The organism is Microbacterium azadirachtae (genome assembly GCF_000956545.1).
GTDB classification, from domain to species: Bacteria; Actinomycetota; Actinomycetes; order Actinomycetales; family Microbacteriaceae; genus Microbacterium; species Microbacterium azadirachtae.
Genome location: NZ_JYIT01000083.1, coordinates 115,467 through 129,974, shown reverse-complemented (window position 1 = coordinate 129,974; position 14,508 = coordinate 115,467). Strand labels below are relative to the sequence as shown.

The 14,508-nt window shown below is 72.2% G+C and carries 15 protein-coding genes; 6 read left to right on the top strand and 9 right to left on the bottom strand.

Going from position 1 to position 14,508, the window contains the following annotated elements; all coding sequences use genetic code 11:
* Positions 1-4 precede the first annotated feature (4 nt).
* Positions 5-634, bottom strand: a complete 630-nt coding sequence (locus RL72_RS14605; protein WP_045251578.1) for a nucleoside/nucleotide kinase family protein — start codon at positions 632-634, stop codon at positions 5-7.
* An 87-nt stretch (positions 635-721) separates the two neighbouring features.
* Between RL72_RS14605 and RL72_RS14600 the strand changes: the two genes are divergently transcribed.
* Positions 722-1,552, top strand: coding sequence for a hypothetical protein (locus RL72_RS14600; RefSeq protein WP_211256066.1), 831 nt, complete (start codon positions 722-724; stop codon positions 1,550-1,552).
* A gap of 64 nt (positions 1,553-1,616) precedes the next feature.
* Here RL72_RS14600 and RL72_RS20270 read toward each other — a convergent pair whose 3' ends face one another.
* Together RL72_RS20270 and RL72_RS20265 are read right to left on the bottom strand one after the other, a co-directional pair.
* Positions 1,617-1,898 (bottom strand): hypothetical protein, encoded by a 282-nt coding sequence (locus tag RL72_RS20270; protein WP_211256065.1) that lies wholly within the window; start codon positions 1,896-1,898, stop codon positions 1,617-1,619.
* A 157-nt stretch (positions 1,899-2,055) separates the two neighbouring features.
* Entirely contained in the window at positions 2,056-2,295 is a 240-nt protein-coding gene (locus tag RL72_RS20265) for a hypothetical protein (RefSeq protein ID WP_211256064.1), read from the bottom strand.
* Between the two features lie 431 nt (positions 2,296-2,726).
* Between RL72_RS20265 and RL72_RS14585 the strand changes: the two genes are divergently transcribed.
* Both RL72_RS14585 and RL72_RS14580 read left to right on the top strand, forming a co-directional pair.
* Positions 2,727-3,668 (top strand): GlxA family transcriptional regulator, encoded by a 942-nt coding sequence (locus tag RL72_RS14585; RefSeq protein WP_052674446.1) that lies wholly within the window; start codon positions 2,727-2,729, stop codon positions 3,666-3,668.
* A gap of 75 nt (positions 3,669-3,743) precedes the next feature.
* Positions 3,744-5,096, top strand: a complete 1,353-nt coding sequence (locus RL72_RS14580) for a DJ-1/PfpI family protein (protein WP_045251573.1) — start codon at positions 3,744-3,746, stop codon at positions 5,094-5,096.
* Between the two features lie 23 nt (positions 5,097-5,119).
* Here RL72_RS14580 and RL72_RS19265 read toward each other — a convergent pair whose 3' ends face one another.
* From RL72_RS19265 to RL72_RS14550, 6 genes are all read right to left on the bottom strand, one after another.
* The gene (locus RL72_RS19265) at positions 5,120-6,526 is read right to left on the bottom strand and encodes an alpha/beta hydrolase (protein ID WP_052674444.1); all 1,407 of its coding nucleotides are present in this window, start codon (positions 6,524-6,526) and stop codon (positions 5,120-5,122) included.
* A complete protein-coding gene (locus tag RL72_RS19260; RefSeq protein WP_052674442.1) occupies positions 6,523-7,062 on the bottom strand; it encodes a PadR family transcriptional regulator in 540 nt (179 codons plus the stop codon). The genes RL72_RS19265 and RL72_RS19260 overlap by 4 nt, the downstream gene beginning before the upstream one ends.
* Before the next feature lie 65 nt (positions 7,063-7,127).
* On the bottom strand, positions 7,128-7,973 hold the full coding sequence (locus RL72_RS14565) for a transglutaminase family protein (RefSeq protein ID WP_045251572.1): 846 nt from the start codon (positions 7,971-7,973) through the stop codon (positions 7,128-7,130).
* On the bottom strand, positions 7,970-8,899 hold the full coding sequence (locus tag RL72_RS14560) for an alpha-E domain-containing protein (RefSeq protein ID WP_045251571.1): 930 nt from the start codon (positions 8,897-8,899) through the stop codon (positions 7,970-7,972). Before RL72_RS14560 ends, RL72_RS14565 begins: the two co-directional genes overlap by 4 nt.
* A complete protein-coding gene (locus tag RL72_RS14555; RefSeq protein WP_045251570.1) occupies positions 8,893-10,533 on the bottom strand; it encodes a circularly permuted type 2 ATP-grasp protein in 1,641 nt (546 codons plus the stop codon). Before RL72_RS14555 ends, RL72_RS14560 begins: the two co-directional genes overlap by 7 nt.
* 78 nt (positions 10,534-10,611) lie before the next feature.
* Positions 10,612-12,027 (bottom strand): MFS transporter, encoded by a 1,416-nt coding sequence (locus RL72_RS14550; protein WP_045251569.1) that lies wholly within the window; start codon positions 12,025-12,027, stop codon positions 10,612-10,614.
* A 130-nt stretch (positions 12,028-12,157) separates the two neighbouring features.
* On the opposite strand from RL72_RS14550, the gene RL72_RS14545 reads away from it, so the two are divergent.
* From RL72_RS14545 to RL72_RS14535, 3 genes are all read left to right on the top strand, one after another.
* Positions 12,158-13,081 carry a helix-turn-helix transcriptional regulator gene (locus tag RL72_RS14545; RefSeq protein ID WP_045251670.1) on the top strand — a complete coding sequence of 308 codons (924 nt, stop codon included), beginning with the start codon at positions 12,158-12,160 and terminating at the stop codon, positions 13,079-13,081.
* A gap of 98 nt (positions 13,082-13,179) precedes the next feature.
* The gene (locus tag RL72_RS14540; protein ID WP_045251669.1) at positions 13,180-13,608 is read left to right on the top strand and encodes an Hsp20/alpha crystallin family protein; all 429 of its coding nucleotides are present in this window, start codon (positions 13,180-13,182) and stop codon (positions 13,606-13,608) included.
* 19 nt (positions 13,609-13,627) lie between these two features.
* The gene (locus RL72_RS14535) at positions 13,628-14,413 is read left to right on the top strand and encodes a hypothetical protein (RefSeq protein ID WP_045251568.1); all 786 of its coding nucleotides are present in this window, start codon (positions 13,628-13,630) and stop codon (positions 14,411-14,413) included.
* The last annotated feature ends 95 nt before the right edge of the window (positions 14,414-14,508 follow it).

Below are 14,508 nucleotides of genomic sequence, written 5' to 3'. Positions count from 1 at the left end.
CGGCTCAGGCGACCGGGACGATCAGATCCGCCGCCTCGCGCGCAGACCGGATCCGCTCGGCGTTGGGGTCGTCGACCGCAGCGACCCATGCCTCGGCCTCGCCCTGCGTCTTGCCGAACGCGACGTGCCGGGCGACCAGCCGCTCGTGCCGCAGCGGTGCCGGCGTCTCGGCGAACCAGACCTCGGCGAGCAGGCGGCGGGCGGCCTGCCACGGCGCGTCGGAGTCCAGGAGGTAGTTGCCCTCGGTCACGACGAGGGCGGGCCCGGGCGCGATGCACCGGTTCGCGGCGATCGGCTGCTCGAGCGTGCGCTCGAACCCTGGCACGTAGACCGGGTGCTCGATGTCGGTGAGCACCCGGTGCAGCGTCGCGGCGTACCCCCAGCCGTCGAACGTCTCGATCGCGCCCTTGCGCCCGCGCAGCCCCTGCGCGTCGAGGCTGGCGTCGCCGAGGTGGAAGCCGTCCATGGGGAGCCAGGCGACGGCGACGCCGCGCTCTTCGAGAGCGGCGATCAGAGCCAGCGTCAGGGTCGTCTTGCCCGATCCCGGCTCCCCCGCGATGCCGAGGGCGACGCGCTCCGCCCGCCGGGCGAGCCCCGCCGCGCGGTCGATCAGGGCGGGGTCGATGGTCGGCATCCGGGAATGCTATCTGACGGCGAGCGCGGGCGTCCCGTGAGACGTGACCCAGCGGGTCGCCGGGCCCCGTTGCTCTACGCTGGCCAGGTGAGCGCTGCACGAAGACGCATCCCCGCGGGAGCCGAGCTCGACGTTCTGATGCGAGTGTACGGATACCGCTTCACCCGGACCGGTGGCGTGGCGGGTGCAGAGAAGTCGAAAGACCACGGAGACATCGCCGAAGCCGAATCCTTCGGCTGGCCGGTCGGCACCGTCGAGCACCTCGCGCCCGTGGAGGTCTTCGAGCGGTCGATCGCCGCTACATCGACGCTCGACGAGGACGCCGTGCTCGGGGCTTTCGTGGCCGGCCTGGGCAGCGCGCCGCATGGCCGCCAGACCTTGATCTCCTTCGCATGGGCACGGCACCTCGCCTCTGCACCGAGGAGGGGGAACGAGCTGCCGGACTGCGGCCTGGGCCAAGACGAGGAGCTCGAACTGGACTCGACCGAGGTGCTTCTCCGTCTCGCGCTCGGCTGGGCCTGGAACGAGCAGCCGCATCGTTACCTCCCGGATCTCGAGACCGCCGCCGCGACGGGTCTGCCCTCTCCCACCGCCGAAGACAGAGAGCGGATGGGCGCTTTGCTCGAGGTGATCTCGGTCCAGCCCGGAGGGACGACCGCGAGTGGGCTCGAGAAGGCGGTCGCCCGCGCCAAGATCGTGCCAGGCACGGACAAGTACCAGCGCTATGGCATCCTCATCGGACTCGCCGAATACGGGCTGCTGCCGAGCACGCTCTCTCCCAGCTGGGATGGGTTCGTGACCCGCACGGCGTTCGCTGAGGCATGGTCGGGCGGACCCCGATCCGACATCACACCGCCGCTCTCCGGCTGGCGCGGCGGTATCGACGCGCAGCGGGCGGCGCGACTGCGGGGTGTGTGAGAAGCACCCCCCGAGTCCCTGACGCTCAGAGCACGACCGGCGGCTCCCGGTTCGCGATCCGGTTCTACGGCGTGGCGCCGCGCTGTGCGCCGGCCAGCAAGTCGGCGTATCGCTGCGCCGCGGCAGCCGCGTCGAGTTCGAGGATCTCGCGCTCGGGCATCCCGAGGCGGGTCAGCTCGCGTACCAGATGAAGCGGGACAGCGCTGCGGATGGGAACCGCATCGGGTGCTCCCCGGTCGGGAATGACGCTGTCCCTCACGCAGCGCCAGAACACCTCCGCGGTGGCTTCAAGCTGCTGGCGGAGAATATGCGACCACATTCCGGCCGAATAGTCGGTGCGATCCACCGGCCGCGAGATCCTCGTGCGGAGGATCCTGCCGTCCCACAGTGCGAGCTCGTACGTCTTGTGGTGGGTGACGGGCCTCCCGACGGCGCCTCTGACCAGGTCCCAGTTCTCGTTGACGCAGAAGGAGTCATGGTCCTCCCGCGTCGCCACCGGATGCTTACTCACCTCCGCGCTCGAACCACTCCAGGAGCTGGGCATCCGAGGAGAGCTTGACCAGCTGCACGAGGGACCAGTTGTCGCGGTGGTTGGGCGCCTGCTGAAGGCGAGCCTCCCAGTCTTCCGCGTATTCACGAAGGGAGAGAACGAGGTCGCTCAGTGCGTCGTCGACCGTGGCGCCCTCCGAGACGAAGGGGCGCCCCGACATCAGGGCGATGATGCGCCCGTGATCGCTCGTCACCTCGACACGAGGCGAAACGGTTCGGAAGAAGAACCCTCGGAGCCTGTCTGCAGGGACGACGACCGAGACCTGCCCGTCACGCGCAACCGTGACTGAACGGCCCTGTTCGGTCGCATCGAGGACGTCCTTGAAGTGGGTCCGAGCAGACGTGAAGGAAGGGTAGTCGACGGCAGCCGAGGGGCTCATGGTGTCTCTCTGGTGTGCAGTGAAGCCGGCGGCGAGCGCCGGCAGATCCGGACGTAACGTACATGATGTACGTGACGTACTTGCCACTATACAAGCTCGCCACAGATCTGTCGCGCGACTCCTCCCCTCCTCTCGACCCAGGCCTGGGTGCGCGGTGCAGCTGCCTACCTCGATTGCCAGATCCGTCCGGTAATGCTGCCCGATTCCGCCTGGCAGCGGCGGCCCGTCGACCGTAGATTTCAAGGGTGTCGAAGCGAATCATCGTGCTGGTGCTGCCCCATGTGAACCTGCTGGATCTGTCAGGTCCCGTGCAGGCGTTCTCGGCGGCCGCGCGCCTCGGCGCCGGCTACGACCTCGCGTTCGTCTCCTCGGATCCGCTCGTGTCGTCGGCTCAGGGACTGGACCTGTCCGGCCTCGGCGCGCTGGCGCCGGTGCACGACGGCGATCTCGTCCTGATCCCCGGCGCCGACCTGACCATGTCGCTGGAGATCGACCCGGGGGTGATCCGCTGGATCCGGGAGGCCGCGGACGCCGGCGCGCAGATCGCGTCGGTCTGCACCGGGGCGTTCCTGCTGGGCGAGGCGGGCCTGCTCGACGGGCACCGCTGCACGGCGCACTGGAGCGTGATCGACCACATGCGCGAGCGGTACCCGCGCGCCCGGGTCGTGGACGACGTGCTCTTCGTCATGGACGGCCTGATCCTCACCAGCGCGGGCATCGCGTCGGGCATCGACCTCGCGCTCGCGATCATCGAGCAGGATCACGGCGCACCGCTCGCGGCCCGGGTCGCTCGCGAGCTGGTGGTCTATCTCCGCCGCAACGGCACGGCGGCCCCGACCAGCCCCTTCGTCGAGTTCCGCGACCACGTCGTCCCGGAGGTGCAGGCCGTGCAGCAGATCCTCGCCGACGGGTTCGCGGAGCATTACACGCTCGAGGAGCTCTCGCAGGCCGTGCATCTCGCACCGCGCACGCTGACGAGCAAGTTCGTCCGCACGGTCGGCATGACGCCCCTGCAGTACCAGCAGACCCTGCGCATCGGCCACGCGAAGGCCCTGCTGTCATGCACCGGCCTCTCGATCGAGGAGATCTCGCTGGCCTGCGGTTACGCCGACGCCCGCCAGCTGCGGCGCATGTTCTCCCAGGTGCAGGGCCTGTCTCCGCGCGAGTACCGCGCCTCGCTGCGCTAGCCCGACCCGCCGCACCCTCACACCCCGACCCGCGACGTCCCGTCGCGGTCCCTTCACCGACCCATCGGAGCCCCCATGAACACCTTCCTTCGGCGCGCCCTGCTCACGGCCGGCGGCATCGCCCTGTCCGCCGCCGTGCTCGGCGGCACCGCGGCCGCCGGCTTCGCCACGACCATGGCGCAGGACTTCGCGCCGCTCCCCGCGCATGCCGCCGCGACCGCGGCCATTCGGCCGGCCGCCCCCGACCGGATCCAGGTCGCCATCCTCCTCGGACGCAGCGGCACCGTCGCGACCGACGCGATGGGCCCCTATGGCGTCTTCGCCGCGTCGGACCGCTTCGACGTGCGCACGGTCGCGGCGTCGCGCGCCCCGGTTGCGCTGTCCGGCGGGCTCACCACCGTGCCCGACGCGACCTTCGACGACTACGCGTCCGGCCGGCTGCCCCGCCCCGATCTCGTCGTCGTCCCCGCGATCGCCGATCCGTCCGGCGCCGGGGAGGCGGAGCTGCGCACCTTCATCGAGACCGCGCACGACGCCGGCGCCCGCGTGATGGGCGTGTGCGCCGGCGCCCGCGTGCTCGTCGAGACCCCGGTGCTCCACGGCAAGCGGGCGACGTCGTTCTGGTCCGACATCGACGGGATGACCTCGGCGCACCCGGAGACCACGTGGGTGCGGGGGCAGCGCTGGGTCGAGGACGGCGACGTGCTCACCACCGCGGGCGTGAGCTCCGGGATCGCCGCGAGTCTGCACGTCGTGCAGCAGCGGGCGGGCACCGCCGAGGCCGTGCGGATCGCCGACGAGGTGCACTACCCGCACTGGGCGCCGGACGGGGCGACGGACATCCCGGTCAGCACGGTGTCGCTCGGGGACTACCCGTACGTGCTCGGCGCGACCCTGCCATGGGGGCAGCCCCGCTACGGCCTCGGGCTCACGCCCGGCGTCGACGAGATCGACGTCGCGGCGGCCGCCGAGCTGTACGGCGGGGCGGCCTTCACCGCGCACGTCGTGCCGGTCGCCGAGCGTGAGGAGGTCGTCACCCGGCACGGCATGACGCTCCTCGCCACCCCGGTCGGAGATGCCGGCCGGCTCGATCGCCTCGTCATCCCCGGCACGACGTCACCCGCGCCGCTCGCGGACGCCGCCCCCGGCGTGCCGGTGTTCCTCCCGGCCGCGGCCTCGGGCAGCGGCAACGCGAGCTTCGACCCGATCCTCGCCGACATCGCGCGCACCGACGGGCGCCACGTCGCCGAGACCGCCGCGAAGTACATCGAGTACCCGCTGCCTGCGCTCCCCCGGCAGGACGGGACGCCCGTGCGGGTGACCGTGATCGCGATCACCTCCCTGATCCTCGCGATCGCGGCCGGCATCGTCCCCGCGCTGCTCAGCCGGATCCGCCGTCGCCGCGGCATGCGACCGCAGGCACGGTGAGGGCGAAGCGGGCAGCCGGCCGCCTAGCCTCCCCGATGGGCCAGGATCCACTCTCCGACCGGCGCCGGGTCGTCGAGGATCCCGAGGTGGCTCTCGTGGGGGACGATCGACACGGCCGCCCGGTTCCCCGTGTGCGCCTCGGCGTAGGCGGCGACGCGCGAGGGGTCGAACACCTCGTCGTCGCCCCCGATCCACACCCCGACGGGCCGGTCGAGCCGTGCGAGGACCGCCGCGCTGTCATCGGCGTTCTGGGCGATCGCCATGGCGGCGGTGTACTGCGGGATCAGGCCCGCGGCGATCTGAGCGGGCGTGTAGGCGAACGAGACCGCCGGTGTGTGCGCGCCCAGCAGGCCGTTCGTGAGGGTCGCGGCGATCAGCGGCCGCTGGCAGATCGTCGCGAAGTTGGAGGCGTCGCCCTCGCGCTCGGTGCCCGAGTGCAGTCCGAAATCGGGGGCGAGGAACACGTAGCCCGCGATGGGCGTCGACAGCCGCTGCGCGCTGTTGAGCACGACCCCGGCGCCGGCGGAGTGACCGCCGACGAACTCCGGCACGTGGGGCTGCTCATGGTGCACGAACGAGACCGCCGATGCCGTGTCCTGCTCCAGTTGAGGCGTGCTCGGAGTGTCGCCACGGGGCCCGCCCGAGGCGCCGTGACCGCGGATGTCGAAGAGGTAGACGGCGATCCCCTGCGCGCGGAGGGCCTGGCCGATGCCGAGGTATCCGGCAGCGCTGTTCGCCCCGGAGCCGTGATAGAACACCAGGCTCGCCCGTGGAGCCCGGGGGATGAACGCGTAGTAGGCGAGGCGGACCCCGTCTGTCGCGGGTACGGATCCCGTGGGCGCGGCGTCCGGCTGCGCCGAGCCGTCCGTTGTGTCCAGACCGCTGCGCGCGGCGGGCCCCGGCAGAGAGCACGGCGCGACGGCGGCGACGATCCCCGCGCCGACGCCGACGAGGAGCACGCCCGCGACGAGCCCGACCGCGCCGACGGCCCCCACGGTGCGGCGCACGGCCCCGTGACCGGAACGCCGCTCACGGTGGGCGGCGCGGCGAGCCGCCCAGTCCGCAGCCGGCATGCGCGCCCAGGCGCGGCCTTCGGATCCGATCACCCCGAGGAGAGCCACCACGGGGAGGAGGCAGGCGATCAGCACCGCCGGGGACCCGACCGCCACCGCCTGCAGGACGCGTGCGCCGATCAGGGCTGCGGAGACCGCACCGGCCGTGATCGGGAGCCACCGCCGCGGTCGACGGAGCACGACGACCAGAGCGAGCGCGGCCGCTCCCGACACCATCAGCGGCCACCCGGCGGCCTGCACCGAGGGGCGTGCATCCGGACCCAGTTCGATGACGCCGTTGACGATCCCGATCGCTCCGCCCAGGAGGTAGAGCACGCGGGACACGGTGATCCGCACGGGACGCAGCGGCGCGGTCACGCGTCGCCGTCCAGCGCGTCGAGGACGCGGTCGCACCAGGCCACGGCGTCGTCGGCGAACTCCAGGCCGTAGTCGCGCACGAGCGCCGGGACGGTTGCCGCGGCACTCCGCTCCGCATCCGTCCAGGAGGCGCCCGGCGCGACCGCCGCGACGAGGTCCCGGAACGACGCGAACTGCGCCCGGCGCTCCTCCACCAGCGCCCGGGCGAGCCCGCGGTCGAGCGGAGCGGCGAACAGCAGCTTCACCAGGTTCTCGTCCCGGATCACGACGGGCGGCGTCTCCTCGCCGAGCCAGTCTCGCAGGGCCTGCCGCCCCGACGGCGTGATCCGCCAGATCGTCTTGCCCCGGGGCCCGTCCATGCCGTCGGACTCGATGAGCCCCGCGCCCGCCAGCAGCCGCAGCTGCGGATACAGCTGTCCGTCGCTGATGCCCCAGAACGGATTGCGCGAGGCGGCCTGGCGGATCTCGTACCCGCTTCGCGGATGCGAAGCGACATAGCCCAGGATCGTGTGCGCTGTCGGCGTCAAGTTCTCCACGTGAGCGATGATACCTCTGCCAGAGGTATCATCGCTCACGGCTCACGCCCGCGTGCGCCGTGCCGTCACTCCAGGCGCGTGATGTCGACCGAGACGAACATGTCCGAGGCGCCGGATCCTGCGTACACCCCGCGGAGCGGGGCGATGTCGGAGTAGTCGCGGCCGACGCCGACGAACACGTGCGACGGGCCGATCTCCACGAGGTTGGTGGGGTCGTAGCCGCGCCACGCACCGGAGAACCACTCCACCCAGGCGTGCGACTCCCCCGTGACCGTCTCCCCCACCTTCGGATCCGCATCGGGATGCAGGTAGCCGGAGACGTAGCGCGCCGGGATCCCGGCCGCGCGGAGCATCCCGAGCGTCACATGGGCGATGTCCTGGCAGACGCCCGCCCGCGCGGGCCACGCGTCGCGCGCCGTCGAGTTCACCCCGGTCACGCCGCGCCGGTAGGTCATCGCCTCGCCGACGATCCGGCAGATCCCCCGCGCCGCGCCGTCGATGCCGTCGTGCTCGGCGCGGGACCGCGCCGCGAGCTCGCGCATCTGCGCGTCGGGCTCGGTCGCGTGGGTCTGGATCAGCATCTCCGCGACGTCGAGCGAGGTCGCGGCGGCGTGCGCGAGCTCCTCCCAGCCGAGCTCCCGGCCGCGGGGAGCGAGCGCCCGCGTCTCGACGACGCTCGTCGCGACCACCGAGAGCTCGTCGTGCGGTGTGAGCACCTCGAACGAGGCGACGGGCGCGCCCCAGTGGTCGTTGTAGGTGCTCGGATGCGTCGCGGGGGTGGTCTCCAGCCGGGCCTGCAGCACGAGCTGGCGGTCCTGCGTGCGCGGGAGCATCCGCGCCTCGTTGTACGAGGCGGTCGCGGGCGAGGCGTACTGGAAGCCCGTGCGATGCACGATCCTGAGCCGGGTCATAGCGTCTCCTCGGTCCAGACGGGAGCGGCGATCGATGGGAAGTACTGGTCCTGCACGGCGTTGCTGATCTCGGAGACGCTCTCCTGCACGTGCCGCATGCTGCTCTCGAGCAGGAGCACGAGGTCTGCGACCGGCCGGTACTCCAGCTCCGACCGCAGGCGGCCGATCGCCCGGCCCACCGCGTCCGGCGGCAGCAGGGGCGAGCTCTGTCCGATCCGCCGCAGGCTCTCCTCGGCGCGGATCACGCTCGACAGGACCGACCGGGGGAAGTGCCGGTCGACCAGCAGGAACTCCGTGGCCGAGGTCCCGGTCGGCATGGCGCGGTGCACCCGCAGATGCGCGTCGTACGCGTCGCAGCTGCGCAGCAGCGTCATCCAGTTGATGGTGCTCCCGCCGTCGGCCCGCGCCGCCGAGACGAGCAGGCGGGCCGTCATGTCCGCGGCCTCGAGGGCTCGCCCCAGCACGAAGAAGTACCAGGCCTCGTCCCGGCTCATCGATGTCTCCGCCACGCCGTAGGTCAGGGCCGCGCGCTCCCGCACCCACCGGAAGAACGAGTGCGACCTCTCGAAGTCGACGCGCTGCGGCAGCCGCGCGTTGGTCGTGTTCAAGACCTCCCAGAGATCCTGCGAGATGACCTCCCTGGCCCGCCGCGCGTTCTCACGTGCCGACGACAGCGAATGCGCGACCGAGATGGCCCTCGTCCGATCTGTGGCGAGCGTGCGGAGCGCATCCGCCCGCCGCGGGTTCCCGCCGGCGGCGTCGGGGACGCCCATCACCGCCAGCACACCCCGGCACACCGACTCCTCGTCGGCCCAGGGGTCTTCGAGCAGCAGCTGCAGATGCACGTCGAGGATGCGGGCCGTGCCGTCGGCGCGCTCCACGTATCGTCCGATCCAGAACAGCGCCTCGGCGATCCGGCTCAGCATGATCCCTCCTGCTGCTGCTGCTGCTGTTGCTGTTGCTGTTGCTGCCGCTGCGGATCGTCGAGCGGCGGCACGGGCAGCGGCGCGACGTCGGCGCCGGCGAGGTCGGCGGCGGACGGCGCGGCGACCCTGTCCGCGCGGATCGTGGACGATCCCCGCGGCATCGCGGGATCCTCCAGCACCCAGGTGTCCTTGGATCCGCCGCCCTGACTCGAGTTCACGACGAGCTGCCCCTCCGGCAGCGCCACCCGGGTGAGCCCGCCGGGCAGCACCCAGATGCCGTCGCCGTCGTTGACCGCGAACGGCCGGAGGTCGGCATGCCGCGGACGGAAGCCGCCGTCGACGAGGGTCGGGATCGTGGACAGCTGCACGACCGGCTGCGCGATCCAGCCCCGCGGATCCGCGGCCAGCGTCTTGCGGGCCGCGTCGAGCTCCGCCCGCGTCGCCGCGGGTCCCATGATCAGGCCCTTCCCGCCGGAGCCGTCCACCGGCTTGACGACGAGCTCGTCCAGGCGGTCCAGCACCTCCTCGAGAGCCCCGGGGTCCTCGAGGCGCCACGTGTCGACGTTCGCGAGGATCGGCTCCTCGGCGAGGTAGTAGCGGATCAGGTCCGGCACGTAGGTGTACACGAGCTTGTCATCGGCGACGCCGTTGCCCACGGCGTTCGCGATCGTCACGTTCCCGAGCCGCGCGGCGTTCAGGATCCCCGCCGCACCGAGCATCGAGTCGGGACGGAACTGCTGCGGATCGAGGTACTCGTCGTCCACGCGACGGTAGATCACGTCGACGCGTCGCGGGCCCGTCGTGGTGTGCATCCAGACCCGTCCGGCGGAGCAGAACAGGTCGCGGCCCTCCACGAGCTCGACCCCCATCAGCCGCGCCAGGAGGGTGTGCTCGTAGTAGGCCGAGTTGAACACGCCGGGCGTGAGCACCACGACCGTCGGATCGTCGGCGCCCGACGGCGCTGCAGCGCGCAGCGCGCCGAGCAGCCGGTTCGGGTAGTCGACCACCGGGAGCACCCGCATGTCCGCGAACATCTCCGGCACCATCTGCGCGAGCGCCCGCCGGTTGGCGAGCACGTAGCTCACGCCGCTCGGCACGCGCACGTTGTCCTCGAGCACGCGCCACCCGCCGGATTCGTCGCGGATGACGTCGATGCCGGCGACCTGGATCCGCACGCCGTTCGCCGCCACGATCCCCGCGGCCTCACGATGGAAGTGGCTCGACGAGGCGATCAGCGGCGCCGGCACGACGCCGTCTGCCACGCAGCGGCGCGCACCGTAGACGTCGGCGAGAAAAGCCTCCAGCGCCCGCACCCGCTGAGCGACTCCGAGATCCACCTCGCGCCACTCGTCGGAGGCGATCACGCGCGGGACGACGTCGAGCGGGAACGGGCGCTCCTCACCCGCGAAGTCGAAGGTCACGCCCTGCGACAGGTACGCTCCTGCGAGCGCCTCGACCCTCCCGCGCAGATCCTCGGCGGACATGTCGCTGAGCGCCCGATGGATCGAGCGGTACGGATCCCGGGCCGCGAGCCCGACGGCCGCGTCGGCGGCGTCGAACATCTCGTCCCAGGGCGAGCCGGAGCCGGCTGCCGCTGCCCGGCGGCTCCAGTAGCCGGCGAAAGACGTTTCCATGCATGGACCCTTCCACCCGCACGTTTCGCCGGCATTACGGGCGCGAGTCGGCCGTGCAACGTCGCGCGTCCGCCGCCGTCAGCGGCCGCTCCGCGTCCGCGCACCCAGGATGCCGGCGATGATCGCGGCGACGGCGCACGCGAGGGCGTCCACGAGCACCGCCGCGCGGATCCCGGCGAGCAGGCCGTGCGCGCCCGACGCGGCGCCGCTCGCGACGATCGCGGCGAGGACGGGCGTCCCCAGCGCGATGCCGATCTGCTGGCTCAAGGTGACCAGCCCGGTCGCGAGGCCCTGCTGACCGTCCGGGATCCCGGTCGTGGAGGCGACGACGTACCCGACGATCGCGACGAGGTTCGCCACCCCGCCGAGGAAGGTGAGTGCCAGCAGGGGGACGATCCAGGCCGAGTCGGCGCCGACGAGCGCCAGCGGCGCCGTCGCCACGGCCTGCACCGCGAACCCGAGGGCGACCGCCCTCCTCGCGCCGGCGCGGCCGATCAGCCGCGGCGCGAGCAGCCCGCCGAGCACGGTGCCGACGCCGAGCACCCCGAACGACAGGCCGGCGAGGAGCGGCGGGATCCCCCGCACCTCCTGCAGGTAGAGGGTGAGGGGGAACACCAGCGCCGTCTCCGTCGCGAAGGCGACGACGCCCGCGGCGTTGCCCCACGCCACGTTCGGCATCCGCAGCAGCGCCATCGACACCAGGGGGTTCGGCACGCGGCGCTCGACGAGCCAGAACGCGAGGAGCGCCAGCACGGCGACCGTGAAGCAGGCCCACACGAGCGGGCTCGCCCAGCCGTACCGGCCGGCCGACGTCGCCCCGTAGACGATCGCGACGAGGCCCAGCGTCACCGTGAGCGCACCCGGCAGGTCGAGCCGGGGGCGGTGCGCGGCGCGACTCTCGCGCAGCACCGCCGGCGCGAGGCAGAGCACCACCGCCGCCACCGCGACGTTGAGGAAGAACGCCCACCGCCAGCTGAGCGAGTCGGTGAGGACTCCGCCGACGACCGCACCGGTCGTGAAGCCGGCAGCCATGAGCGCCCCGTTGAGTCCGAGCGCCCGATCGCGCGCCGGGCCCTCGGGGAACGCCGTCGTCAGCAGGGACAGGGCGGCGGGGGTGACCATCGCGGTCGCCAGGCCCTGCGCGACCCGTGCGGTCAGCAGCAGGATCGGCTCGCCCGCCAGTCCGCCGCCGAGCGAGGCGGCGCCGAGCAGCGCCATGCCGATGAGGAACATCCGCTTGCGCCCGACCAAATCCGCCACCCGGCCGAAGAGCAGGGTGAACCCGGCGGCGCACAGCGCGTAGCTCGTCGCGATCCACTGCAGGTTCGCGGTGGGGATGCCGACGTCGCGGCCGATACGCGGCAGTGCCACCGTCAGGATCGAGAAGTCCACCGCGAGCGTGAATCCGGCGGTGAGCAGGATCAGCAGCGCGATGCGCTCGTGTGCGGTCGACGCCGCCCGGGGCGCAGCGGGACGGGAGGAGGTCGTCGTCATGGGACTCCTTGGTCGAGAGGGACGAGGGGCTCCACGGTGCCGTCGGCGACGGGGTGCCAGCCAGATCCCGCGCGTTCCTACCAATGACAGGGTCAGGCACGATCGACGGCATGCGCGGAGAATGGGCCTCATGTCCTCTGCATCGACGACCAGCCGCCCCCGAGGCCCCGGCGAACTCGGCGAGTTCCTCCGTTCCCGGCGCGACGCCTTCCGCCCCGAGGACGCCGGCGTGGTCGGCTACGGCCTGCGCCGGGTGCCCGGCCTGCGCCGCGAGGAGCTCGCCCAGCTCGCGGGCGTCTCGGTCGCCTACTACACGCGCTTGGAGCAGGGGCTCTCGCTCACGGCCTCCGACGGCGTGCTCGACGCGCTGGCCCGCGCCCTGCAGCTGCGGGACGACGAGCGCAGTCACCTCCTCGCCCTCGCCCGCCCTCAGGCCGGCCGCCGGCGCCGCGCGCCGCGCCCCGAGCAGCCGACGCCGGGGGGACTCGCGCTGCTGGACGCCATGCCGGGCGTGCCCGCGGTGATCCTGGGCCGCCGCAGCGACGTGCTGGCCTGGAACCCGCTCGGCCACGCGCTGTTCGCCGGGCACCTGGACATCGCCTCTCCTGCCGACCCCGCCACGCGCCCGAACCTCACCCGCATGATGTTCCTGGATCCGCACACGCGCGACCTCTACCGGAACTGGGATGCCGAGGCGGTCCTCGTGGTCTCGTCGCTGCGGTTCGTCGCCGCACAGCATCCCGACGACCGGGCGCTGGCCGAACTCGTCGGCGAGCTGAGCATGCGCAGCGCGACGTTCGCGACGCTCTGGTCCCGGCACACGGTCGAGCTCTGCTCCCGCGGCGTCAAGCAGCTCCACCACCCCGAGATCGGCGACCTCGACACGCACTATCAGGCCCTGCACCTGCCGGGGGCGGACGGGCAGAGACTCCTCACCCACACCGTCGTCCCGGGAAGCAGCTCCGCCGACGCCCTTCGGCTCCTCCAGGAGAGCATCCTGGCGCCCTCCGTCCCGCGACAGTCGCGTCATGCGGCGGGACTTGCATCGAATTGATCACGGTGCTATAAAAAATCTACAGCGCAGGGCATAGATCCTGACGACGGGATCCGTGCCCCCGAAGCATCTTCGATGAGGACATGGAGGTGGTCATGATGCTGATGCGCACCGATCCGTTCCGTGAGCTGGACCGACTCACCCAGCAGATCTTCGGAGCAGACGGAACCCTGGCGAAGCCCTCGGTCATGCCGATGGACGCCTGGCGGGACGGCGACGTCTTCCACGTCGAGTTCGACCTGCCCGGAGTCGATCGCGAGTCGATCGACCTGGACGTCGAACGCAACGTGGTGACCGTCAAGGCCGAGCGGCCGATCCGGGCCAGCGACGCGAACATGCTCGCGGCCGAGCGCCCGCGCGGCGTCTTCAGCCGCCAGCTCGTGCTCGGCGACAACCTGGACACCGGCCGGATCAGCGCGAATTACGACGACGGCGTGCTCGCCCTGCAGATCCCCGTCGCCGAGGAGTCGAAGCCGCGCAAGGTCGAGATCTCGAGCAAGGCGGACAGCCTCGCCATCAGCGCCTGAGCCGACGGGACGGAAGACGATGTTCTCCTCCACCCCTGGGGCGAGGATCGATCGACGCGTCGACGAGCAGTTCATCGACCTCATCTGCGCGGACGACGAGCTGATGCAGGCCGAGTTCGATGAGATCGTCGCCGCGGAGTGGGCCGTCCCGCCGCCCGTCGACAGCACGTGCGCGGCCACCGCGGACGGCCGCGCCACCGGCGGCGATCATCGACCGCGCGCGCCCCGATCCCGCACCGAGACGAGGGAGCCGTTCCCGACGAGCAGCGGGCTGGTGTTCGCCCGCTCCCCTCCGGTCGCTCCGCGACCCCGTCACCACGGCCCCGCCGTGCGACGCCGAGGTGACAGCCACCCCGCCCGCGCCTTCGAATCCCGGGTGCTCCCGGTGAACGGCACCCGCGCGCAGTCCGCGCCCCCTCGAGAGCGAGCCGGGTGGCTGCCCTCCTCGCCGCGTCGCGCGGCAGACCCCCATCCCCGAGGAGCCCCGATGTCGAATGACCGTTATCTGCTGCAGCAGCTGACCCCGATCGAGTGGATCGTGGTGGACACGAGCCGCGGGCCGGGCGATCCGTACCGCACCGTCGCGTGCCTCTACGAGACCGACGGATCCGAGTACGACACGATCTGGCTGCAGGACCTCGGGCTCCCCGCCACCTGGGCGTCGCCGCAGGAGGCGCTCCAGGCCATCCGCCTGCACTCCGGGCGCCCGACGCGGATCCCCTCCCGCACGCCGATCCCGATCCCCCACCGGCAGCCCGTGCGCGTGCCGGCCTTCGCCGACGGCGCCGCGCCGTCGGTCGCGTGACCGCTCTGAGCCGCCACGGCCGGTGGGACGGGGAGTCTCTCCTGAAGGGTGTACCAGCGGAGACTCCCTGGTGCGGGGCCGAGCGTCCTACCGTG

Excerpts from the sequence above, each read along its gene's own strand:
- RL72_RS14605 (WP_045251578.1), bottom strand. The coding sequence starts at position 634 with ATGCCGACCATCGACCCCGCCCTGATCGACCGCGCGGCGGGGCTCGCC.
- RL72_RS14580 (WP_045251573.1), top strand. The coding sequence starts at position 3,744 with ATGAACACCTTCCTTCGGCGCGCCCTGCTCACGGCCGGCGGCATCGCC.
- RL72_RS14565 (WP_045251572.1), bottom strand. The coding sequence starts at position 7,973 with ATGACCCGGCTCAGGATCGTGCATCGCACGGGCTTCCAGTACGCCTCG.
- RL72_RS14560 (WP_045251571.1), bottom strand. The coding sequence starts at position 8,899 with ATGCTGAGCCGGATCGCCGAGGCGCTGTTCTGGATCGGACGATACGTG.
- RL72_RS14555 (WP_045251570.1), bottom strand. The coding sequence starts at position 10,533 with ATGGAAACGTCTTTCGCCGGCTACTGGAGCCGCCGGGCAGCGGCAGCC.
- RL72_RS14550 (WP_045251569.1), bottom strand. The coding sequence starts at position 12,027 with ATGACGACGACCTCCTCCCGTCCCGCTGCGCCCCGGGCGGCGTCGACC.
- RL72_RS14545 (WP_045251670.1), top strand. The coding sequence starts at position 12,158 with ATGTCCTCTGCATCGACGACCAGCCGCCCCCGAGGCCCCGGCGAACTC.
- RL72_RS14540 (WP_045251669.1), top strand. The coding sequence starts at position 13,180 with ATGCTGATGCGCACCGATCCGTTCCGTGAGCTGGACCGACTCACCCAG.
- RL72_RS14535 (WP_045251568.1), top strand. The coding sequence starts at position 13,628 with ATGTTCTCCTCCACCCCTGGGGCGAGGATCGATCGACGCGTCGACGAG.